General features: G+C 33.8%; 24 protein-coding genes and 2 tRNA genes. 9 read left to right on the top strand and 17 right to left on the bottom strand.

The features are described 5' to 3' along the window. Window positions 1–8 precede the first annotated feature (8 nt). Window positions 9–83: transfer RNA gene (locus MQX03_RS16190), tRNA-Val, on the top strand. Between the two features lie 33 nt (window positions 84–116). Then, a tRNA-Val gene (locus MQX03_RS16185) sits at window positions 117–191 on the top strand. A 136-nt stretch (window positions 192–327) separates the two neighbouring features. Here MQX03_RS16185 and MQX03_RS16180 read toward each other — a convergent pair. The 5 genes from MQX03_RS16180 to MQX03_RS16160 all read right to left on the bottom strand — a co-directional run bounded on the left by MQX03_RS16180 (window position 328) and on the right by MQX03_RS16160 (window position 4205). Then, the gene (locus MQX03_RS16180) at window positions 328–1227 is read right to left on the bottom strand and encodes a glycosyltransferase family 2 protein (RefSeq protein WP_242804291.1); all 900 of its coding nucleotides are present in this window, start codon (window positions 1225–1227) and stop codon (window positions 328–330) included. Window positions 1228–1232: 5 nt separating this feature from the next. Then, window positions 1233–2198 carry a glycosyltransferase family 9 protein gene (locus MQX03_RS16175; protein WP_242804290.1) on the bottom strand — a complete coding sequence of 322 codons (966 nt, stop codon included), beginning with the start codon at window positions 2196–2198 and terminating at the stop codon, window positions 1233–1235. A gap of 2 nt (window positions 2199–2200) precedes the next feature. Beyond that, window positions 2201–2620 (bottom strand): SufE family protein, encoded by a 420-nt coding sequence (locus tag MQX03_RS16170; protein WP_129535443.1) that lies wholly within the window; start codon window positions 2618–2620, stop codon window positions 2201–2203. A 263-nt stretch (window positions 2621–2883) separates the two neighbouring features. Continuing rightward, complete coding sequence (locus MQX03_RS16165; protein ID WP_242804289.1) at window positions 2884–3981, bottom strand: glycosyltransferase family 4 protein; 1098 nt, start codon at window positions 3979–3981, stop codon at window positions 2884–2886. Next, window positions 3981–4205, bottom strand: a complete 225-nt coding sequence (locus tag MQX03_RS16160) for a uroporphyrinogen decarboxylase (protein ID WP_242804288.1) — start codon at window positions 4203–4205, stop codon at window positions 3981–3983. Before MQX03_RS16160 ends, MQX03_RS16165 begins: the two co-directional genes overlap by 1 nt. 157 nt (window positions 4206–4362) lie before the next feature. On the opposite strand from MQX03_RS16160, the gene MQX03_RS16155 reads away from it, so the two are divergent. Next, a complete protein-coding gene (locus tag MQX03_RS16155; protein ID WP_242804287.1) occupies window positions 4363–6894 on the top strand; it encodes an ATP-dependent Clp protease ATP-binding subunit in 2532 nt (843 codons plus the stop codon). Window positions 6895–7085: 191 nt separating this feature from the next. On the opposite strand, the gene MQX03_RS16150 is transcribed toward MQX03_RS16155, so the two are convergent. Next, a complete protein-coding gene (locus tag MQX03_RS16150) occupies window positions 7086–7613 on the bottom strand; it encodes a hypothetical protein (RefSeq protein WP_242804286.1) in 528 nt (175 codons plus the stop codon). A 153-nt stretch (window positions 7614–7766) separates the two neighbouring features. On the opposite strand from MQX03_RS16150, the gene mnmA reads away from it, so the two are divergent. Then, window positions 7767–8954, top strand: coding sequence for a tRNA 2-thiouridine(34) synthase MnmA (mnmA, locus tag MQX03_RS16145; RefSeq protein ID WP_242804285.1), 1188 nt, complete (start codon window positions 7767–7769; stop codon window positions 8952–8954). A 48-nt stretch (window positions 8955–9002) separates the two neighbouring features. Here the strand turns inward: mnmA and MQX03_RS16140 are convergent, their stop codons facing one another. Further along, window positions 9003–9413 carry a winged helix-turn-helix transcriptional regulator gene (locus MQX03_RS16140; RefSeq protein WP_242804284.1) on the bottom strand — a complete coding sequence of 137 codons (411 nt, stop codon included), beginning with the start codon at window positions 9411–9413 and terminating at the stop codon, window positions 9003–9005. A 117-nt stretch (window positions 9414–9530) separates the two neighbouring features. On the opposite strand from MQX03_RS16140, the gene MQX03_RS16135 reads away from it, so the two are divergent. The 3 genes from MQX03_RS16135 to MQX03_RS16125 all read left to right on the top strand — a co-directional run bounded on the left by MQX03_RS16135 (window position 9531) and on the right by MQX03_RS16125 (window position 11416). After that, the gene (locus MQX03_RS16135) at window positions 9531–10286 is read left to right on the top strand and encodes an SDR family NAD(P)-dependent oxidoreductase (RefSeq protein WP_242804282.1); all 756 of its coding nucleotides are present in this window, start codon (window positions 9531–9533) and stop codon (window positions 10284–10286) included. A gap of 18 nt (window positions 10287–10304) precedes the next feature. Continuing rightward, entirely contained in the window at window positions 10305–11075 is a 771-nt protein-coding gene (locus MQX03_RS16130) for an SDR family oxidoreductase (RefSeq protein WP_242804280.1), read from the top strand. A 134-nt stretch (window positions 11076–11209) separates the two neighbouring features. Next, window positions 11210–11416, top strand: coding sequence for a hypothetical protein (locus tag MQX03_RS16125; protein ID WP_242804279.1), 207 nt, complete (start codon window positions 11210–11212; stop codon window positions 11414–11416). A 436-nt stretch (window positions 11417–11852) separates the two neighbouring features. Here the strand turns inward: MQX03_RS16125 and MQX03_RS16120 are convergent, their stop codons facing one another. After that, a complete protein-coding gene (locus MQX03_RS16120) occupies window positions 11853–12593 on the bottom strand; it encodes a glycine-rich domain-containing protein (protein ID WP_242804277.1) in 741 nt (246 codons plus the stop codon). 117 nt (window positions 12594–12710) lie between these two features. Between MQX03_RS16120 and MQX03_RS16115 the strand changes: the two genes are divergently transcribed. Next, window positions 12711–13607, top strand: a complete 897-nt coding sequence (locus MQX03_RS16115; RefSeq protein ID WP_242804275.1) for a hypothetical protein — start codon at window positions 12711–12713, stop codon at window positions 13605–13607. A gap of 41 nt (window positions 13608–13648) precedes the next feature. Here the strand turns inward: MQX03_RS16115 and MQX03_RS16110 are convergent, their stop codons facing one another. From MQX03_RS16110 to MQX03_RS16070, 9 genes are all read right to left on the bottom strand, one after another. Then, the gene (locus tag MQX03_RS16110; protein WP_242804274.1) at window positions 13649–14392 is read right to left on the bottom strand and encodes a LytR/AlgR family response regulator transcription factor; all 744 of its coding nucleotides are present in this window, start codon (window positions 14390–14392) and stop codon (window positions 13649–13651) included. A gap of 206 nt (window positions 14393–14598) precedes the next feature. Next, window positions 14599–14874 carry a 2TM domain-containing protein gene (locus MQX03_RS16105; protein WP_242804273.1) on the bottom strand — a complete coding sequence of 92 codons (276 nt, stop codon included), beginning with the start codon at window positions 14872–14874 and terminating at the stop codon, window positions 14599–14601. Window positions 14875–14900: 26 nt separating this feature from the next. After that, window positions 14901–15197, bottom strand: a complete 297-nt coding sequence (locus tag MQX03_RS16100) for a 2TM domain-containing protein (RefSeq protein WP_129535453.1) — start codon at window positions 15195–15197, stop codon at window positions 14901–14903. A gap of 172 nt (window positions 15198–15369) precedes the next feature. After that, on the bottom strand, window positions 15370–15936 hold the full coding sequence (locus MQX03_RS16095) for a methyltransferase family protein (protein WP_242804272.1): 567 nt from the start codon (window positions 15934–15936) through the stop codon (window positions 15370–15372). Further along, window positions 15937–16236 (bottom strand): 2TM domain-containing protein, encoded by a 300-nt coding sequence (locus tag MQX03_RS16090; protein WP_242804271.1) that lies wholly within the window; start codon window positions 16234–16236, stop codon window positions 15937–15939. A 6-nt stretch (window positions 16237–16242) separates the two neighbouring features. Beyond that, window positions 16243–17556 carry a 2TM domain-containing protein gene (locus MQX03_RS16085; RefSeq protein ID WP_242804270.1) on the bottom strand — a complete coding sequence of 438 codons (1314 nt, stop codon included), beginning with the start codon at window positions 17554–17556 and terminating at the stop codon, window positions 16243–16245. 134 nt (window positions 17557–17690) lie between these two features. Then, entirely contained in the window at window positions 17691–18347 is a 657-nt protein-coding gene (locus MQX03_RS16080; protein WP_242804269.1) for a hypothetical protein, read from the bottom strand. A 45-nt stretch (window positions 18348–18392) separates the two neighbouring features. Continuing rightward, window positions 18393–20615: a TonB-dependent receptor gene (locus MQX03_RS16075; RefSeq protein ID WP_242804267.1), complete on the bottom strand. Its 2223-nt coding sequence runs from the start codon at window positions 20613–20615 to the stop codon at window positions 18393–18395. A gap of 251 nt (window positions 20616–20866) precedes the next feature. Next, window positions 20867–21769 carry an AraC family transcriptional regulator gene (locus tag MQX03_RS16070; protein ID WP_242804266.1) on the bottom strand — a complete coding sequence of 301 codons (903 nt, stop codon included), beginning with the start codon at window positions 21767–21769 and terminating at the stop codon, window positions 20867–20869. 139 nt (window positions 21770–21908) lie between these two features. On the opposite strand from MQX03_RS16070, the gene MQX03_RS16065 reads away from it, so the two are divergent. Beyond that, window positions 21909–22412, top strand: a complete 504-nt coding sequence (locus MQX03_RS16065) for a superoxide dismutase family protein (protein ID WP_129535459.1) — start codon at window positions 21909–21911, stop codon at window positions 22410–22412. The last annotated feature ends 22 nt before the right edge of the window (window positions 22413–22434 follow it).

The raw sequence follows: 22434 nt of genomic DNA, 5'->3' as shown, positions 1-22434 counted from the left end.
ATCGTCTAGGGCTCTTAGCTCAGTTGGTTCAGAGCATCTGGTTTACACCCAGAGGGTCGGGGGTTCGAATCCCTCAGGGCCCACAAAGGTTTACTGAAACCTTTCAAAAAAATTCAGGGCTCTTAGCTCAGTTGGTTCAGAGCATCTGGTTTACACCCAGAGGGTCGGGGGTTCGAATCCCTCAGGGCCCACAAAAACTCTCAGATTATTCTGAGAGTTTTTTATTTTATATCTATTCATGGGAGTTTGTAGACGTTTTGAAATTTTATAGAAATTATTGAAAAGGGTGTTTATTTAATTGTTTTGGGGATTTTGGGCAACAGTAATTTATTTCATCTTTTTTAGCAGTAATCCCAATTTGTACAAATCAAGATTTCTTAAATTAGGTTGAACCGAAAGAAGATTTTTCTTTATTCTTCCATCAATAAGATTAAAAAAAGAAAGAAAGAATGATTCAAAATGCATTTTTTGTAAAAAAGCGTACGCTTTTACTAATTTAATTTCAGAAATTCTAAGTTTTAGCGAATCCGTTTTAAGCATCTTATAAAGACTTTCTACAGACTCTTCTACCTTTAATAAATAAACATCATTACTTTCCAGATCATTATTAAAAATAGGGTTATCTATGTGATGAATTTTAATCTGCTCAGATTTCAAATCCATTGCGAAAAGCAAATCTTCATATCCGTAATTCTCAAATTCTGGATTAAAATTTACAGTAGTGAATATTTCTCGTTTTATAACAAAATTATTCGTTTGAAAAGAAAGATATGGTTTTTCATTACGTGCTGAAATCGGCAAATTCTCACGTTCCACAGCAAATTTCCACCTCAGAATATACTTTTTATCAATAAGGTTTTTTATTACAGTTCTTCCACCATATAAAACATCAACATTTCTATTTGCTCGCAGAAAGTCAACATAAATTGTCAGAAAATTTGATTCAATGATTTTTCCATCACAATCTAAAAAAAGCAAATAATCACCTTCGGCATATTCTAAAAAAAGATTTCGGATTTTGGATCTGCCGATATTTTTTTCGAGTAAAACAAAACTCTTTACTTCGTTTTGAAGTTCTTTATTAAATGTTTTGAATTTTTCATCAGAAGCATCATCAATCAAAATAATTTCTGCGTCTATAAGATTCTCTTTGATTTCTTTTTTCAGGTCGAAAACGAGTTCCCGAACATCAAAATTATAGACCGGAATACATACAGAAAGCTTCATTAAACTTAAATTTTATTAATGATTTGCTGTACACTTATTTCCTCTAGGCAAGCCCAATCTCCACGATAACATTCTTTATCGCCAAAAACAGAACAAGGTCTGCAGGTAAGATCATTAATTTGAACAACATCACCCTCACTTTGTCCGAAACCTAAAAATCCTGCATACGGATGTGTAGAACCCCAAATAGAAACGCAACGAGTTCCTACAACACTCGCTAAATGCATATTAGCTGAGTCCATCGAAATCATTACTTCAAGTTGAGAAATTCTGTTCAGTTCTTCAGAGAGATTAAGTTTTCCGGCTAAACTTTGAGTGTTTGGAATTTGTTTTTCCCATCTCTCAAGAGTTTCAGTTTCCTTTTTACCACCACCGAAAAAGTAAATCACATGCTTTTCTGCTAAAATTTTCACAAGTTCGAAAGATTTTTCCAGCGGCAACATTTTACCTTTATGTTGGGCAAAAGGCGCAAAACCAATTCCCGATTTCTGATTAGATTTTGGTCTTAATTGGTGCGAGAGTTGAACCTTAAAACCCATATCACGAAAAACATCTGCATAACGTTCTACTGTTCTTTTCAGTTGGATTTTATCTAAATTCCAAACATCCGTCAGGGCTTCCTTTTCCTCTTTACCTTTGTTGATTTTGAAAACTTTTAAACCTTTGCGAACATAAATTTTATCTAAAATTTTCGTGCGGATAACATCGTGTAAATCAGCAATATAATCAGGCTGATATTGTTTAAGCAATTCTTTACCTAATCGTCTGATTCCTAAAAAACCTTTATAATCATCAAGGTCAATTCCATGAAAGATAACATTCGGAATATCAGTGAATAAGCTCTCAAAATTATTTCTTGAAACCATTACAATTTCAACATCAGGATTTTGCTCAAGAAACTCACGGAAAACAGGCATTGTCATAGCGACATCACCAAAAGCGGAAAAACGATATGCTAAAATTCTGGTCACAACTAAGATTTCAGTTGGTATGCGACTGCGTAAAATTTGATTTGCTTGGTCATTGCCATCAATCCGTTGGCTCTAGAAGGAGATAAAAATTCCTGTAATCCGATTTCGGAAATAAATTCAAAATCAGAATCAAGGATTTCCTGAGTAGAGTGACCGCTATAAATACTTACCAATAAAGAAACGATTCCTTTTGGAAGAATTCCGTCAGAATCTGCGTTGAAAAATAGTTTTCCATCTTTAAATTCAGCGTCAATCCACACTTTGCTTTGACACCCTTTAATGAGGTTATCATCTGTTTTCTGTTCTTCCGGAAGACCTTTCAGTTCTTTACCCAAATCTATGATGTACTCATATTTCTGCTCCCAGTCTTCAAGAAAAGCAAATTCGTCAATAAGTTCCTGCTGATTTTCTTTAATGGTCATTTCTACTTTCTTTTTGCAAAGATAACCAATTTTAAAAAGATAATTTAGGTCAGATTTAAACTGAAAAAACTGTTACTTATTATTTAAAGATTTTTTAACGCAAGGTTAGACAAATACTTTTTGAAAGGTTTGGAAATATTTTAAGATAAACAAAGCCGCTTCGCTTATTTTCGAAATACAAGTTTTAAGGTGTCCTTTTTTTAGAATTGCAAGCAAAATTTTAATTAGTAGTTTTAAATTTAGAACGATTGAATTGTTTAAAATTAAAGAGATGCTTTTTCAAAAACTCCTAGTAATTTAATCTCTTCATTTTCCCAGCAAAGAATTCCGGAGGCTTTTTCTAATTCAGATTGATAGTTTTTTCTTCCTTTATTTAAAATTAAATTGATTGCTTTAGCGATATTTTCAGGCTCGTGATTTTCGATAATCTCACCAACATCAAATTGATTTTTAATATTTAGCATTTCTGGAAGTGGGGATAAAATTAAAGGAACTCTTGCCTGAATGCAGTCTAACACTTTATTAGGAAGTGAAAACTCATAACTCTCTCCACCATTTTCTTCGATGCTCATTCCTACGTCGGCAGTTAACGTGATTTTTCTTAAATCTTCCGGAAGCAATTTTCCTAAAAACTGAACTTTAGCCTGAAGATTTTTTTTGATAACTAAATCTTCGTATTCTCTTTTCTTTGGACCATCGCCGGCAATTTTAAAAATAACATTGTCAACATGATGCATTGCCAAAATGGCTTTATCAATTCCACGAAAAGGGTTGATTGCACCTTGATACAAAAGTATTTTCGGGTAATTTTCAGGAATTACTATTGAAAAATCAATTTTTCTAGGCGCATTTTGAACGATAATTGGCTTAATTCCGTATTTATTCTCAAACCATTTTCCGTAACTTCCGCTTGCGGTAATCATGAATTTAAGATTAGGAACTATTTTATTTTGCAGATAACGCCATATTTTTTGAGACATTTTCCCCTGAACGGCAGGCATTTCCGAGAAAATTTCGTGACTGTCAAAGATTAATGGAATATTTAATTTTTTAGCGATAAGATAACTGGGCAGCAATGCATCTAAATCATTGGCATGAAGAATCGTATTTTCGTCAGCTTTTTTCTTTAGCTCATAATACAGCTTCCAATTGAATTCAAAATAGGCTGTTTTTAGAATTTTAGAAACGATATTTATTCTGGAAAAAGAATATGGACGAGACATTTTTTCCTCCCCACCCCAATTGTTACCAATTAATTCTACATTATAACCGTTTTCATGTAATGTTCGACAAACTTTCTCGATTCTTTGGTCAGTATAAAGATTGCTGAATGCGGAAGTCAATACTTTTTTTCGAGCCATTATTTCTTCTTTGCAATCAGTAAATGATAAACCTGTACAAAACATATAATTCCGTTTGGAATAATTACAGGCCAAAGCATTCCGCTGAAAATGCCGTAGATGACAAAACAGATACATCCGACCAAATTGACAATCCTGATTTTGGTTAAATCTTTAAGAATAAAACTTAATATAATGAAAACGGAAGCGGCATAGCCGATGTAATTTGTAATTTCGGAGCTCATAAGGGAATTTTGAGGATAACAAACTTAGTCATTTTCAGTAAGATAAAAAACTTTTTTCTGCCATAAAGTCATTAATTGTTTTTTGGTAAAATATTTGTAATTTAGATATAGAATAAACGATAAATGTTATCGTTATTCCAATTTGAGATACAATATTATGGATTATAAGTTTTCACAAGGTTTGAGCCAAGTGTTCAAACAAAGCAAAAATGAAGCTAAGCGGCTGAAAAGTGAATTTCTTAATACAGAACATCTACTTTTAGGTATTATAAAAACAGAAAACTCTGCAAAAGAAATCCTTCAAGGGCTGAATGCCGATTTAACACAAATCAGAAGAAAAATTGAAACTTTAAATACAGCAAGTCTAAATCCTATTTCTGAAGAGGTTACCAATATTTCATTCACCAAAATGGCAGATCATTCCATTAAACGTGCGGAGCTAGAATGCAGACAATATAAGAGCAACGAGATCAATACCGTTCACTTGCTTTTGGGCATTTTATACAAATATGAGGACCCTACTTCAAGCATTTTGGGAGCTTACGACATTGATTATGAAGGAGTTTCAAGAGAATATCAAACCATGCTAAAAAATTCTGGTCAATCTGCACCTCAAAACTCTGCGTATGATGATGACGATGACAGAGAAGAATTTGAGCAAATGAGAAAGCCTACAGGAAATTTAGGTTCTGCAAAAAGTAAAACTCCGACCTTGGATAACTTTGGTAGAGACTTGACTTCTTTGGCTAGAGACGGGAAATTAGACCCAGTAATCGGTCGTGAGAAAGAAATTGAAAGAGTTTCTCAGATTTTATCGAGAAGAAAGAAAAACAATCCGTTGTTGATTGGTGAACCTGGAGTTGGTAAATCTGCGATTGCGGAAGGTTTGGCTTTAAGAATTCAACAGAAGAAAGTTTCAAGAGTTCTTTTTGGTAAAAGAGTCATCACGCTTGATTTAGCGAGCTTAGTTGCCGGAACAAAATACCGTGGTCAGTTTGAAGAAAGAATGAAAGCCATCATGACGGAGCTTGAAAAGAACCGTGACGTGATTTTATTCATTGATGAGTTGCACACAATTGTTGGAGCAGGAAGTTCTACAGGAAGTTTAGATGCCTCCAATATGTTCAAACCAGCTTTGGCAAGAGGAGAAATTCAATGTATTGGTGCTACAACCCTTGACGAATACCGTCAGTATATTGAGAAAGATGGTGCTTTAGAAAGAAGATTCCAAAAAGTAATGGTAGAACCTACCAATATTGAGGAAACTATTCAGATTTTGAATCAGATTAAAGATAAATATGAAGAGCATCACAATGTAGTGTATACGGAGGAAGCTATTTTGGCTTGTGTCAATTTGACATCAAGATACATTACAGACCGATTTTTACCGGACAAGGCGATTGATGCGATGGATGAAGCTGGATCTCGTGTTTATATTAAAAACATGAAGGTTCCTACAGAAATCATTGATTTTGAAAAGAAAATTGAAGACATCAAAGAACTGAAGCAAAAAGCTGTAAAAGCTCAGGATTATTTGGAAGCAAGAAAGCTAAAGGACGAAGAAGAGCGTTTACAAATGGAGTTGAATTCTGCTCAGGATCAGTGGGATAAAGATGTAAAAGAGAAAAAAGAAGTTGTATCTGAAGAAAGTGTTGCCGAAGTAGTTTCTATGATGAGTGGTGTTCCTGTAACGAAAGTCGGTAAAAACGAGCTTGACAAACTTGCCGGAATGGATAATAATCTGAACGGAAAAGTGATCGGACAAGAAGACGCTGTGAAAAAGGTAGTAAAAGCGATCCAAAGAAACAGAGCTGGATTGAAAGATCCGAACAGACCGATTGGAACATTTATTTTCTTAGGAACAACTGGTGTTGGTAAAACTGAGCTGGCTAAAGTAATGGCGAGAGAACTCTTTGATTCTGACGAAGCATTGATCAGAATTGATATGAGTGAATATATGGAGAAATTCGCAGTTTCAAGATTAGTTGGTGCGCCTCCGGGATATGTTGGATACGAAGAAGGAGGACAATTAACAGAAGCAGTTAGAAGAAAACCTTACGCAGTTGTTCTTTTAGATGAGATCGAAAAAGCGCATCCTGATGTATTCAATATCTTGTTGCAAATCTTAGATGAAGGTCACGTAACCGACAGTTTAGGTAGAAAAATTGACTTTAGAAATACAATTATCATCCTTACTTCAAACATCGGAACCAGAGATATTAAAGACTTTGGAGATGGTGTAGGATTTGGTACGAATGCTAAGAAAACCAATTCAGATTCCAGAACAAGAAGCACGATTGAAAACGCTCTTAAAAAAGCATTTGCTCCGGAATTCTTAAACAGAATTGATGATATTGTGATCTTCAACTCTCTTGAAAGAACTGATATTTCTAAAATTATCGATATTGAATTAGGCAAACTATATTCAAGACTTGAAAAATTAGGGTATAAAGTAGATTTAACTACAGAAGCCAAAGATTTCATCTCTGAAAAAGGTTGGGACAAAGATTTTGGTGCACGACCATTGAAGAGAGCTATTCAGAAGTATATTGAAGATTTATTGGCAGAAATGTTGGTGAATAAACAATTAACTGAAGGCGAAACAGTAACTTTAGATTTGAATGAAGCTAAAGATGGATTAGAAGGAAAAACTCAGAAGACTAAAAAGTCAGCAATTGAGAAATCTTAATAATAATTAATTTTAAATAAATAATGAAAGCATCGGGAAATTCTCGATGCTTTTTGTTTTTATTTCTCCGACAGATCGCACAGATTTTCACGGATGCTGCTGCAAAAATTTAGAATAACAACTTAAAAATCTGCTTGATCAGTAAAATCTGCGAGAGTAAAATGTTTTCTCCCCAATTATATGCGTAAATTTTAAAGTCCCACCACAAAACCTACACTCGGAATCAAACCGCCAGAAAAAACACTGCTGTTTTCTTTGTACAAAACATTGTACATCAGACCGATCTGCATAAAAGAATTATTCCCGATTTGCTGCATATATCCACCTCCTAAATAAAGAGCGGTCTCCTGCTGATTATCTTTAAAATCGTAAAATTTATCTTCATAATTGATAAAAAAATGCTGCAAATTACCACTTACAAAGAAAGATCTCGCAAAATAATAATTTACAAATGGCCCAAAACCAAACATCGTTGATTTATAAAAATCTGAAGTCTGCCACGAAACACTCCCAATTAAACCCGCTTCTAAATCATTGGTTAGACGATAACCAACTCTCGGCGCAACCTGAAGATTAAAATAAGAATTGCTTCCAAAACCAACTCCCAAACCACCACCGAAAGTCCACTTATTGGTTTCAGTTGTTGGTGTTCCTACAGAAACCTGAGAAAATGACAATCCTGAAATCAGGAGGAATGAAGAAATAAATAGTTTTTTCATATTTAAATATTTTTGTTTGGTGAAAATTAAAACAATTTGTGATTCTATCGTTTTTATCAATGCATAAAATTATCATTTTTTTTGTGAATAGGATTATCGTAATTTTGCGGCTCAACTAAGAACTCCCGTTAAGAGTTTCGTAAAATTGAATACATGAAAGTAGTAGTAGGCCTCTCAGGAGGTGTAGATTCGAGTGTTACAGCGTATTTACTGCAGCAACAAGGTCACGAAGTTGTGGCTTTATTTATGAGAAACTGGAACGATGCTTCCGTAACTTTGGAAGACGAATGTCCTTGGATTGAGGATAGCAATGATGCCTTAATGGTTGCCCAGAAATTGGGAATTCCGTTTCAGGTGATTGATATGAGCGATTTGTATAAGGAAAGAATCGTTGATTACATGTTTGATGAATATCAGAAAGGAAGAACTCCAAATCCTGATGTTTTGTGCAACAGAGAGGTGAAATTTGATGTTTTTATGAAAACAGCAATGTCTTTGGGTGCAGATAAAGTAGCAACGGGGCATTATGCAAGAGTAGATTCTACTTTTGATGAAAACGGAAAGGAAATCTTCCACCTTTTGGCAGGAAAAGACAACAATAAAGATCAGTCTTATTTTTTATGTCAGTTGAATCAGGATCAGTTGTCTAAAGCATTGTTTCCAATCGGTGAATTAACAAAGCCTGAAGTAAGAGAAATTGCCAAAGAAATCGGATTGGTAACTGCTGATAAAAAAGATTCTCAGGGATTGTGTTTTATCGGAAAAGTAAGTTTGCCTCAGTTTTTACAACAGCAACTGGTTCCGAAAGAAGGTGAAATTGTAGAAATTTTTAAAGATTCCCCTTTATTTTCTGAAGAAATTCCAACTTTTTCATCGAAAGAAGAAGAGCTTGAATTTTTAAGTAAAAAAATTAATTATAAAAAAGCTGACGGAAAAGTTATCGGAAAACATCAGGGAGCTCAATTTTTCACAATCGGACAAAGCAAAGGCTTAGGAATCGGCGGACATAAAGAAAGCTGTTTTATCGTATCAAGAGACATGGAAAACAATATTATTTTCGTTGGTGAAAGTCACAGTTTCCCAGGTTTACATAAGAAAGCTTTGAAAATTGACAATTCTGAACTGCATTGGGTTCGAGAAGATTTAAGATTAAAAAACGGAGAATCAATGGAGGTTCTTGGAAGATTCCGTTACAGACAGGAACTTCAGAAATCGACAATTTATCAGTTTGAAAATGCCTTTTATATGGAATTTAAAAATCCTCAATCAGCTATCGCAGAAGGACAATTTGCATCGTGGTATATTGATGATGAATTGATTGGAAGCGGAGTTATTTCGTAAATATATTAAAAGACCTTTTCTGAAGGTCTTTTTTCTTTTAGAATATCATTAAACTATATCTGCTGTTACCGTTTCTTGCGATTCAGTATTACTTTGCACCTCAGTAGTATTTCCAATAATTTCTTTTCTGTGCTTAATTCCCCAATCTGTCAGATTATTAATAATGGTTTGTAAAGATTTTCCGTGCTGTGTAAGTTCGTATTGAACTGTTATAGGCTGAGTTTCTAAAACGGTTCTTTTTATTAATTTATTGATTTCCAATTCTTTTAATTCTTTACTCAACATCTTGTTGGAAATTCCGACAACGTCATTTAGAATATCTGAAAATCTTCGCTTGTTATGATAACAAACTGACGAAAGAATGGCTATTTTCCATTTTCCACTCAGTACATCCATAGAGTCCTGAACGGCCATCATTTCCTTCTTATGTTGCTCTTTTATAAGGGGTTTACAATTCATAATGGTTACTTTTTTGTTACTGTGTTACTTCGTGGTTGCAGTTACTTTTCGTTACAAAGTTACCAAAATAAATTTTAATGTGATAATTTTGTTCAAGTTTTTAAAACAAATAAAACAATGAGTAAATTAAAAAATAAAGTAGCTGTAGTTACAGGTGCTTCAAAAGGAATAGGAGCTTCAATCGCAAAGTATTTTGCAGCTGAAGGAGCAAAAGTTGTGGTTAATTATGCTTCGAGTAAAGAAGATGCAGACAAAGTGGTCAGCGAGATCATGAATAATGGAGGAACTGCAATTGCTGTACAAGGAGATGTTTCTAAACAGGAAGATGTCACCAGATTGTTTGATGAAACCAAAAACGCTTTCGGCACATTGGATATTTTAGTAAACAACGCAGGAATTTACAACTACGAACCGATCGAACAGGTATCGGCAGAAACATTTCATCAGCAATTCAACATCAATGTTTTAGGATCAATTTTTTCGATTCAGTCGGCTTTAAAATTATTTGGTGAAAATGGTGGAAACATTATCAATATCAGTTCCGGAGCAAGCAGATCACCCTTGCCTACAGGTTCGGTATATTCTGCAACAAAAACGGCATTAGATGCTTTCACCGTTGCTTTGTCAAAAGAATTTGCAGGCAGAAATATCCGAATCAATTCTATTTTGCCTGGTATCGTAGAAACAGAAGGTTCTCACAGTGCCGGATTTATCGGTAGCGACGCCGAAGCTAAATTTGTATCTAACACACCACTTGGACGTACCGGACAGCCAGAAGATATCGCAAAGGTGGCCGTATTTATTGCTTCTGAAGATGCAGGATGGATTACGGGCGAACAAATTGCTGTTTCCGGTGGAGTTTATGGTTTTTAATTATTAAAATTTAAAAAAATGAACAGACTAAAAAATAAAGTAGCCGTCATTACAGGCGGAAACAGCGGTATCGGATTTGGAATCGCTGAAGCTTTTAAAAATGAAGGTGCAGTTGGTGCAATTACCGGAAGAAATGTGACTACCTTAAACAGTTCAGTAGACGCTTTAGGCAAAGAATTTATCGGCATTTCGGGAGACGTGACCAATCTTGATGATTTAGAAAATACTTTTAAGCAAACTGCTAAAAAATTTGGCAAAATTGATGTATTGGTTGTGAATGCAGGAGGCGTAGTTGATGGCCTTGCGATGGGAGCTATTGACGAAGTTACTGAAGAAAGCTATGATAAATACATGGAATTAAATTTAAAAAGCTCCTATTTTACCGTACAAAAAGCACTTCCCTATCTCAATGACGGAGCTTCAGTTATCCTGATTGGCTCAAGTGCTGCTCATCGCGCAGCACCAGGAATGGCAATCTATGCGGCGGCAAAAGCAGCGGTCATTTCATTGGCAAAAGGTTTATCGCTAGATTTATTACCCAGAAAGATAAGAGTGAATGCACTTTCACCCGGTTCTATTGACACACCGGTTTTCGGGAAAATGGTGCCAGAAGAACATTTGGAACAAGTGAAACAAATCTGGAGAGACATAACGCCAATCGGAAGACAAGGCTTGCCTTCTGAAATCGGAAATGCTGCAGTATTTTTAGCCTCAGATGAGTCATCATTTATCGTTGGAACAGAAATTCTGGCTGACGGAGGTCTTACGAATATCAGTTTGATGAAATAGTTTTTCGTTACCAAAAAATTTAAGCATTCATTAATAAGAAAGTCTGGAAATAAATTTTCCGGACTTTTATTTTTTCTGTAACATATTTGGAGTTGTGATACTTACTCAGTAAATAACAATTAAAAAATATCATTATGAAAACTTCATTAAAAAACCAGTACGTCTACACCAACAACATTTTAATTTCTATTGTTTCCGCAGTGTTCGGATATAACCTTTATCAGGCGATTGTACATCCGGAAAAATCTCATCTTATTTTGAGTTTTATTCTTTTGGCCATTACTTATTTCGTGTGTAAAAAATATGGATACACAGCCAACAACGAAAAAGAAGAAAAGTAAAAATTTATTGAAAAATATATAAGCCCGAAGCATTTTGTTTCGGGTTTATTTTTTGAAATAATATTTGCGTTATTATTTCAATTTAAACTTTAGGTTATTCAAATTAATAAACAATATAACAGTCAATTCTAAAATTAAAATTAGTATTAAAAATCCGACAGGTTTTCCTAAAAATAGTCCTCTTACTAATTTTACAAACCCTAATATGAAAATAGAAATCATAAAATACAATGTAGTTTTGGAAATACTTTCTTTGAATAATTTTAAACCCAAAACTGAGCTGTAAAATCCAAACAAAAGAATTAAATAGAATTTTAAAAAATCAGGTCCTTTCAAAGAAATAGGATTGATGGTATCTGTATTAATAACAAGCCAAACTAAACTCATTATAACCGGAATTATGTGAATCATTATCTTTTTCATAGCTTTTTATTTTTTATCCGCCGCATCCACCACAACCGCCTCCACATCCTCCTCCGCAACCGCTTCCACCACTACAACCACTTCCGCCTCCGCCGCAACTTCCACCCGAGTCATCATTCTGTTTTTTATTTTTTAAATCAGGCACATTATTATCATCGAATATTGAACCCAGTATCCCAAAAATGAAGAATAATACGCCTCCAATGAATATCACTGTAAGCAAAGCAGAACCAACATTATCTGAGCAAGAATTTAATATCAATACAATGAAGATTAAAGAAAAAATCCTGATATTTTTTAACCAAAACCTTTTAGATTTTTGTTTAATATTTTTATTTTTCCAAATATCTTCTGGAGCTTCTTCCTGAAAAACTTGTCTGTAGCCGTTTAATGTATCCGAAAACCAGTTTGTGTGCTTATTTTTTTCTTCAAAACCTCCTTTTGACGGATGATGATGAAGCTTTCGTTTCAAAATATTCGGACAAAACTCTTCCCAGTAATTTTGAGTGTAAATCAAATGCATGTGCCAGACTTTATCGACAATTTCGCTTGGTGAAGCTCCGTTTGGTAAAGTACAACAGAGATAAACGAATTTTTTGTACTCTTCTATTGCCTTTGCAGTAAAATCTAAAGTCCAGTTTTCTTCTTTTGCCAATTTTTTTGAAAAAGGAAAATCGACATTTGGGGTGTCTAATGAAAAACTTTGAAGTCTGTTCCAAAGAGAATCATTTTGTAATAAGATTTTTGTTTCCATTGTTTTAACTTTTATTTTCTATTCAAATATGGCACTGATAAAAAATATAAAAGTCTTGCAATAATCTTTTTTAGTTTTAAAATAATCTTAAATTAGTCTTATGAAACAAAACTTAAAATGAAAAAAGAAGATATTCTGCATTTGGAGAAGCTGATGAACTTCCTGAGCCTGCATTTTTTAAAGAAAAACCATTGGGAAGATGTCTCAAAAACCGAATGGTCATACATCGTTGCAGAACTTAATGATTTAATTATCAATGAAAATTCAGATAAAAGTATCAAGAAAGAAGCAGATGTCTTAGGATTAAATTACCTATACGAACACTTGATAATCAACAAACTAAAGAAATATTATCAAAACGAAAATTCAGCTATAAGCAAACCAAATCTGGCAAAATTAAGTTTAATAGTTAAAGTTTTAGGTTATTCAAATTATATTGATTTCATTAATTCAAATACAGAATCATTCAATTTTAATGATTTGAGAATTGATATGAATAATGTGAAACAGAACACAGAATTGCTTGACAGGCTTGTCGGATGTTGGTATTCTTATAATAGAAATCTTCCGGAAAACCCTTCTCAGGCAAAAGACGATCGAATCTGGCGCTCTGCAATGGAAATCTACAAATCCGAAACTTCGGGTGAATATTTCGTCGAAAGAAGCGGCGGCGACCGTCACAAGTATTTCGGGAAAATAACGGCGTATTCAGATTATGTTTTTATCATCATGAACAGCAACACGTTTATCCGCCAAAGGCATTTTATCTCAAGAATAAAAGATATCAATGAGAAGATTAAAAACCCAGAATATAAGCTCTATGAACTGCATTTTATAAGTACTTGTATTAGTTTTAATCAAGAGCCGATTGCTCTTTTCGAGATCTTTCAAAAAGCTGACAGAAAAAACTTCATTCCTGATTCTATCAGTTTTCCTATTGATAGCGACGAAATTCCACCATCAATTATTAAACAATTAGAAGATACAGAGGCTAACCGAATAGATTATAAATAGTTGATGGTTTTTGGTTGATAGTTGTTAGTTTTAATTCAAAATTAACCTACCAGCCAATCTTTAAAATCTTTTACACGCTCTCGGCTTACTGTAATTTCTTCCTGTGGCTGAAAGTTTAATTCAACCTTATAATTGGGTGAAGTATGGATATTTTTGATGTAATCTGAATTGACAATAAATTGTCTATTCACACGAAAAAACTTCTTATCATCAAGCACATCAGCCAATTCATCTAAAGTAAAATCTGAAGGATAAACACGATCAGAAGTCTGCAGATAAACAATTTTATTTTCACTAAAAAAGCAACTGACCTCATGCGTCTGAACAATTTTTAAGTTGTATCCTATTTTCACTAAAATCCTGGAAAGCGTTGATTTTTCTTTCTTGATGAGCTGCTTGATATCATCCGAATTTACAGACTGATCTGAAGGAAGGAAAGTTTTAAACTTTTCAATTGCGCCTGATAAATCCTCATCCAGGATGGGTTTCAGAAGATAATCGATGCTGTTGAGTTTAAATGCTTTTAAAGTATACTGATCAAACGCCGTCGTATAAATAATAAAAGCTTTGGTGGAAATTTTCTCAAAAATATCAAACGAAAGTCCGTCACCCAAAACAATATCAGAAAAAATAAGCTGCGGATGTTCATTTTCCGAGAACCATTGTACGGCATCTTCCACAGATTCCAGATTGGCAACCAACTGTAATTCAGGGAAAAGACTCAACATTCTTTCTAACTTTCTTGCAGCGGGTTTTTCGTCTTCTATGATGACCGTTTTAATCATTGAGTGGGTTTTAGTTTAATTTGAATATTTCTTAGTAGTTATAATGTTTAATTTTAACGCAAAGTTCACAAAGATTTTTTAACTACTAACTGTTTTTTAAGTTACACAAAGCCGTTTCACTTATAAAAGTTCACGAAGTTTTTAAGTTAAAATAGATTACAGACAATAATAAATTTTAAATAAAAATAATTAAATCTTTTTGGTTTTTAAAAATTAATTGGTTTTTTCGTCTTGTCGAGTTCTTCTTCTAATACTTTGTTTTCCCATTCTGCATTTAAGATAAATAATTTCACTGCTTTTACTGCCAAAATAATACCCCAAACCGTCAGGATGATTGATCCGCTAAATATTGATTGAGATAAATCGCCAGATTTCATAAACCTTCTGAAAAATATGATCAAAGCTACGATCCCAAACCACATACAGTTTTTATAGAATGATTTCAAATCTTTTACTCTTTGTTGTGCGTTATTAAAGTTCATTTTATTAAGTTTTTAAAGTTTGTTAATTAAAGTGATTTTGAACTTCTTCTCTCCTCCTCCATCAGTTGTTTTATTTTCTTTTCTTCCCAGTCTTTGCCGATTCCGAAAGTGCCTACTGCGTGAATCGTAAGACCTAATCCCCAGCCTAACATCGGCCAGTAAAACCACAAATGCTCAGGTGAAGTCAAAAGATTTAGAATCAATAAAAACGGAATGACTAAACAATAAGAAGTTAGATTGCCATAAAATCCTTTTAGATCTTTTACTCTTTTAGCTGCTTTTTCGTAAGCTAAATTTTCTTTGTTGAATGATAAATTTTCCATGATGTTTTGTTTTAAAAATTAATATTTGTTTGTTTTCTTGAGTCAAATTTAGGTCAAGAAACAGCTTCACTTCAACTTTATATAACCGAACGGTAGATTTTTGAGACTGAACAGCAGAAATCCCAACTCAATTCAAATCGGGATTTTATTTGATGCGTATAAAGGCTTATTTTCAAAATATAAACGGAATCAACTTTTTTGTCCGCTTTTTATATTCTGAATATTCGGTTCCGAACTGTTCTATCAATGCTTGTTCTTCAACTTTAATTCTATAGAGAAATGCTAAAAACGTTGGAACAAATGCAATAAACAGAGAAAACCAATTATTTAGAAATAATCCAAATCCAAAAAATGTGAGCAGTGCAAACGAATAAGAAGGATGTCTTACCCATCTGTAAAATCCTTCTTTTTTGATTTGATGGTCGTCTTTAATTGAAACATCGACCGTGAAAAATTTGCCGAGAGATCTAATGATCATCCAGCGGAAAAAAATTCCGGTCACCATCAAAATTTCACCCAGATATAAAATCCAATATTGATTTCTGATAGGTAGAGAAGTCAGTTTAGAAATTGTCACCGCTAAAAAGACCGACGGAAGGATCACTACCCACAAAATATTGAGCGTAGATTGATCTTTCTTTTGGTCTTTTTTTTCTGATTTAAATTTTTGCTTGTAATAAATTTCGCTTAAAAACCAGACCGCAATCGAGACGTAAAAAAGTAAATACAGCGCGTTCATTTACTTGTTTTTATCCATCAATTCTTTGATTTTCTTTTCTTCCCACTGTTTTGCAAAATTAAATCTGGGTAGAAAAACAAATAATGCATGCGCAAAAAGACCTATTCCCCAAAATATTGCTGTAAGGAAATTTTTAACCTGAAAATAACTCTCATTTGGTTTTAAATTGATGTAGTTAAAATAAGCAAACAAAAGATTGACCGCAATGTATGAAAATAGATGCCCATAGAAACCTCTTAATCTTTCTACTTGTTTTTTAGCCTGTTGATAATTAATATCATTTTCGTCAAATTTTTCCATTTTTTCCTATTTTTTCTGTTTATCCATAATTTCCCGAATCTTTTTTTCCTGCCAAGAAGTCCCGATTCCAAATACCTGAAAAGCGTGAGAAGCTACACCGACACCCCATCCTAAAAGTGGCCACCAAAACCAATAGTAATTATTTTGAGTGTAGAAATTCACAAAAATCAGGAAAGGAATAACTGCACAGTAAGAAATAAGATTTCCATAAAAACCTTTAATTTCTTTCACTCTTTTCTTAGCTCTGTCATAAGCTTTATCCTGGCTTTGTATATCTATCTTTTCAGTGTTTGGTTTTTCAGATAATACCGGAAGCCTTACTTTAAAATAATCCTCAGATTTTTCTATGAAAACATTCTTATTGGTAAGCAACGAATACCGCTGTACAATATTCGCCAAACCAATTCCTGCACTTTCCTTCATCTGCTCACGAATCTGCAGATTATTTTCGATGCACAAAGTATCTCCTTCCGTAAAAATTTTGATCAATAACGGTTTTGAAGATGTTGCTAAATTATGTTTGATACAGTTTTCTAAAAGCAATTGCAAAGAAAGCGGAACGACAAATCTTCGTAAATCTTCATCTTTTACATCAAAAATAAAATTGACACTGTCTTCAAATCTTGTTTTCAGCAAGTCACAATAGGTTTTTGCAAATTCTATTTCGTCTTCAATCGTTACCAGTTCTTTGTCTTTCTGCTCGAGAACATATCGGTAAATTTTCGACATTGAAGCGGTAAATTTCTGCGCCTGAGTTGGGTTTTCATCAATTAATGAACTCAAAACATTCAATGAATTAAAAAGAAAATGCGGATCGAGCTGGTTTTTTAAACTTTCAAACTGTGCGTTGGCAGATTTTGCAATGAGCTTTTGCTCTACAACTTCTTTTCTGGAAGTTTTTTTCAATTCTTCCATGAAACCTTTGGCGTGCAAGAAAGTAGAGATCAGGAGCGCAATATTGATGGTAAACCAGTTCGTAAAATTGTATCTGCCCGAAAAATACTCATGCGTAGTTGCTGCTTTCTGAAATACTACAAAATTCATATAATTGCAGAAATGCACCAAAATAATATTGGCAATAAGAATAGAAATAATGCTGATAATTGCTCTTTTTGTTGTCGCTTCAGACCAAGGGAATCTTTTGTTCAGAAACTCATTAATCAAGCCGTTTCCGACGCCAAGAACGAATGAATACATACACGAAATAAGAACAGTTAGAAAAAAGTTCTCAATCGTTTTTTCATCGGTAAATGCGAAAAAGAAGAAAAGCGACGTTCCCATCGAGATCCAAAACAGTATGATTAATTCTTTACGCTTCATAATTAAGATTTTCTGATTCAAAAATAAATCAAATTATCTGCTACAAAAATTATTTGTTACCGAACGGTTGATTTTGTTTTCTGAACTGAAAAAACCTTCCGCAATAGAAGGTTCTCAGGTTGTTCTTATTTAAATTATTTTGTAGATGAAGCTCCCAATCCGATAAAATATTCAGCTTCTGATTTCCCCCAATCAGGATCTAATGCTGTTTTTGGCTTGAAGGCATTAAACTTTTCCAAGGCTGTTTTGAACTGTTCAATGCCTTTAGTTTTGTTTCCTCCGTACTGTTCCGGTGTGAAGTAGGTGTCTTCTGCCTTGATTAAGCTAACTCTTGGGTTATCTGAATTTAATTTTTCAGCAATCGTTAATTCTTCCTGCGCCTTCATACCGAAAGTCATATATCTTTCCTGAGGATTGACCATCATTTTCAGTGAATAAACCATTTTCTGAAGCAAATGAATCTCAGAATTATCTTTATCTACACTTCCCGCAGCATCAATATATTTTTGAGCCTGATCTGCGACAGCATCCAATTCCTGCATTTTTCCTTCTCTCATCAAAACTCTTCCTTTTTGAATGTAGGAAAAAGCGGTATAATAATTCGGCTGCCATTTTGTAGTTTCTTTTTCAGCAATTCTCTGAAAATCGTTAGCTAAAGCCTGAAAGTCTTCTGGTGTTTTGCAGGTTTCAATTTTAGCGATTTTCTCTTTCATTACTTTTTCGTAATTAGCCTGAGCAAAAGATAATAAGCTCATACAAGCTAAAGCAAAACTTAAAATGTATTTTTTCATGATTCCTAAATTTTTTAAAGTTGTTTTTATGATTTAAAGATAATATTAAAGATTATTATTAATCGCATCCTGTGTTTTATCTACCCCAAAACTGATAAACATCCCCACAAATACAAACGTGTTAACCGGCGGAACGACCGCTGAACTTCTTGATCCGTTTTGTGAAAAGTTATATCCGTAAATGTTTTTAGTTCCTAAAATATTTGAAACACTCACAACAAAAATAGTAAACGCTTTTGCATCTTTTTTACCAAGATTAGGCAGATAATTAAAGCTTAAATTGAGAGAATTATAATCTTGCAGTCTGCCTTCATTTCGAATCATATTTTTATCATTCTGAGTAACAATATCATAATAAGGTCTGCCTTTTGCATAAGTGTATGACAAATTAATGCCTGTTTTCCATTCGGGGATAAATCTTTTGGCAACAAGGGAAATCGTATGTTCTGCAGCGAAATTCGGTTTTAAGCTCACAGGATAATTCAGAAAATCTCTTTTGGAATCAAGAAATGAATAACTGACCCAATAATCTATATTTTCGAATGTTTTTTTGTCTCTCCAAAATAGTTCCAACCCTTTTGCAAAGCCGTTTCCGTTGTTGTTAAAAGCCGTTTGTACCTGTTGATTTTGATCTGCATTCGGAACAATATTCTGTGTTTTTATCAGTTCATCATATTTTTTATAAAATGCTTCAAATCTCAAACTTCTTCCTTCCGTTGATCGCTGAACCTGAAAAATAAAGTGTTGCGATTGTTGAAAATCTAATTGAGCAGATGAGTTAATGTATTTACTTTCAGGATTTTGAAAGAACAGTCCGTAAGCGAAAGAGGTTGTCCAGTCTTTTGCTAAACGATAAGCCAAAGCAAAACGTGGTGCAATATTAGTTTTATTAAGATAAGAAGAGTTTTCTCCTCTCACGCCAATTTTTGCAGAAAAGTGATTGCTGAAACCTAAATCTGTTTCCACAAAAGCAGAAGAAATCAAATCCCGATAATTTTTATTGACTTCGCCGAAATTTAGTTTTTCATTGGCATAATTTAATTCAAACCCGCCTCGTAAAGCACTTATTTTATTGATTTTCCTGTCAACAACCGCTTTAAAATTGATATAATTTCCGTCATTCAACAATTGTGTTTTTTCTGATTCAATGTCATTGGTTTCTGTCGAGAAATTTAAATCTGATTGGTTATAAGAATATGAGGCGCTTGTATTTAAAAGATATTTTCCAAATTTTTGCTTGAAAGACAAATTGTGATACGTGTTTTCTCCTTTTAATCTTACCAATGCAAAATCGTATCCCGGTTCTAAACTTTCGGTTTTCACGCCCATTTTATTATTATCAAACATTCCGTAATATTTAAAAAAACCGCCGGACTTTGTTTTGATTCTAAAATTTGCATCACCGTTAAAACCTCGTGGAGCATCAATAAAGTCGGTATTAAAATTAAAGACGTCCTGCATCAAACCCAAGTTTGAATATCCTAAAGTCGCTCCATAAGAATGATCTTTATTTTCACTTAATTTCTGAAAACCTCCATTTAAAAATATCGGTGAAACCCCGAAATCATAAGAACTCTGATCGGGAAGATCTACACTTTCAAGCATCAAAGCTCCCGAAAGTGCCTGCCCATATAAAGCAGAATACCCGCCGCTCGAAAAAACATTTCCTTTGAAAAGAGACGTATTGAAACGATCTCTTCCAGCAATTCCGGGAACCGAACTTGAAAAATAATTATTGATTAAGCTTCCGTCCATAAAAATTTTGGTTTCAGTTCCTGTTCCTCCACGAACGAATAAACCTTCTGTTTCTCCCACTTTTTGTACACCGGGAAGATAATTTAGAGCTGAAGAAATTTGTCCGTCTGCACCAGCCGTTGTATAAATATCAATTGGGGTAAGCAAAGCGGTTGCTCTTTTTTTATCGCTCGCTTCAATAGAACCCGCAGAAACTACGACAGCATCTATCTCGTTGATTTGCTCTTTCAGTTCTGCATTCATGTAGACATCCTGATCTGCGATGAGAATAGTCTTTTCAATTTCATTATATTTTGGATGTACGAAAGTGAGAATACGGTCGCCTTTTTCAGTCGTTTCAAAAGAAAAATTTCCTTCCAGATCTGTGGTTGCTCCGTCATATGTGTCTTTCAGGGTAACGTTGACTTCGCTGACACCTTTGTTTTTAAAAGTCACTTTTCCGGTAATTTTTGTTTGAGAAAAACTCAGAAGAAATGAGAAAAAAGAGACAAGAAATAATAGTTTTGTTTTCATAGCTGTATTAATTCGAATCAAAAATATGATGAATTTTTATTGTTTTGAATTTTTTGTTGCTGAGCTGTAGAATTTGAAATCTGAACCGTATTTAAAGAGTTTTCTGTCTCTTTTTTAACCTCGCATACATTTTAACGCAAAGAAAAACTAAGATTTTTTGTCAAAAATTACCCATTATTTTAAGGTAAACAAAGGCGTTTCACTTATTCAAGCAATACAAGTTTTAAATGCACGAAGGATTTGCTATTGTATCAATTAATTGGAATGCAGAAACCTACAACCATTTTTCCTTCAGGATGTTCTTTAAAGTTTGAGTGATAGATTTCGAAAGGAAATGCTTTGCGAGTTGAATAACCGTTTTCTTTCATCCATAAAAATAAAGATACCCAAGATTGTTCGAAATCAGCAAGGGTAACTTCTCCGCTTCCGACGATAAATTTTCCAGCTTCCAAGGTTTCAGGAAACACTTCTCCTTCTTGTTTCTCCAATTTTTCATCCAGAAGCATGCAAGCATGAATTCTTACTTTATCTGCGGCTGTCACTTTAAAACTATCATGATAAACAGAAATCATTTTAAGATTTTCTCGGGGAAATAACTGCTTTTCTTTTGCCCAATCGATCAGAAGATTAAAAGAAGATTCTACATTTGCAATACCAAGGCTCATTACAGCTGCCAGATTCATTTCCGGAAGATGTGCTACTTTAATTTTTAAATTCATTGTTGTCCAGTTTAATAGGTTTTCTATGTTGCAAATGTATTGGTCAAAAACGGTATCTACTTGTCCGTTCTTGCTTTGTATTGGCGAAATTGTATGAAATTTTTCCGGACTGAGTTTTCTAAATTCTGAAGGAGATGTTCCGTAATATTTTTTAAAAGCTTTATTAAAATCTGAATGGCTGGAGAATCCTAAATTCAGATAAATATCTTTTAGCGATAAGTTCTTTCTCAATGAAAGATAGAATGCACTTTTTTCTATTCTTTTTCTAAAAATATAATTCTGCAAAGTTTCTCCAATGATCATCTTGAAAATTCTGTGAAAATGAAACGGTGAATAGGCTGCTATTTTCGCAACTTTTTCTAAACTTAGTTCGGTATCAAGATTGTTATCTATATACTGAATGATTTTTACCATTCTTTTCTTATACTCTTTCAAGACAAAATTTTTGCAAAGGTATCAAGATAATTTGAGGACGATTTGTCTTTTATTGCTAATTGCAGAAAACGATTTCAAATCATAAACTGTTCTGAAATTGTTTATTAAATTTAAGATTACAACATTTAAATATTAATTTATGAAACTACAGACTTTAACACTATTAACGGGTTGCGCTTTATTTGCAGCATCTTGCAGTACGAGTAAAACCTACAACATTTTAGCAAAAAGCGGAACAAAAACTGACGGAACAGCAAAATTTACACAAAACGGAAATGATGTTGTGCTGAATTTAGAAGTCAATAATTTAACTCCCGGAATTCATGCCGTGCACATTCATGAGAAAGGCGACTGCTCATCACCTACCGCAGAATCTGCCGGAGGACATTGGAATCCTTCAAAATCTGACCACGGAAAATGGGGAAATGCACACTTTCACATGGGCGATATCGGGAATTTGGTTGCTGACCATGAAGGAAAGGCAAAACTGACGTTTAAGACTGACAAATGGTGTCTGGATTGTCCTGAAGAAGCTAAAAATATTATGGGTAAAGGTTTAATCATCCATGCCGGGAAAGATGATTATCAAACTCAGCCAACCGGAAATGCTGGCGGAAGAGTGGGATGTATCGAAATTAAATAATTTATCTATTAAATAAAAGAAG

It is taken from the genome of Chryseobacterium aahli (assembly GCF_022699665.1).
GTDB lineage: Bacteria > Bacteroidota > Bacteroidia > Flavobacteriales > Weeksellaceae > Chryseobacterium > Chryseobacterium aahli.
This window is presented reverse-complemented; position numbering and strand designations above follow the sequence as displayed.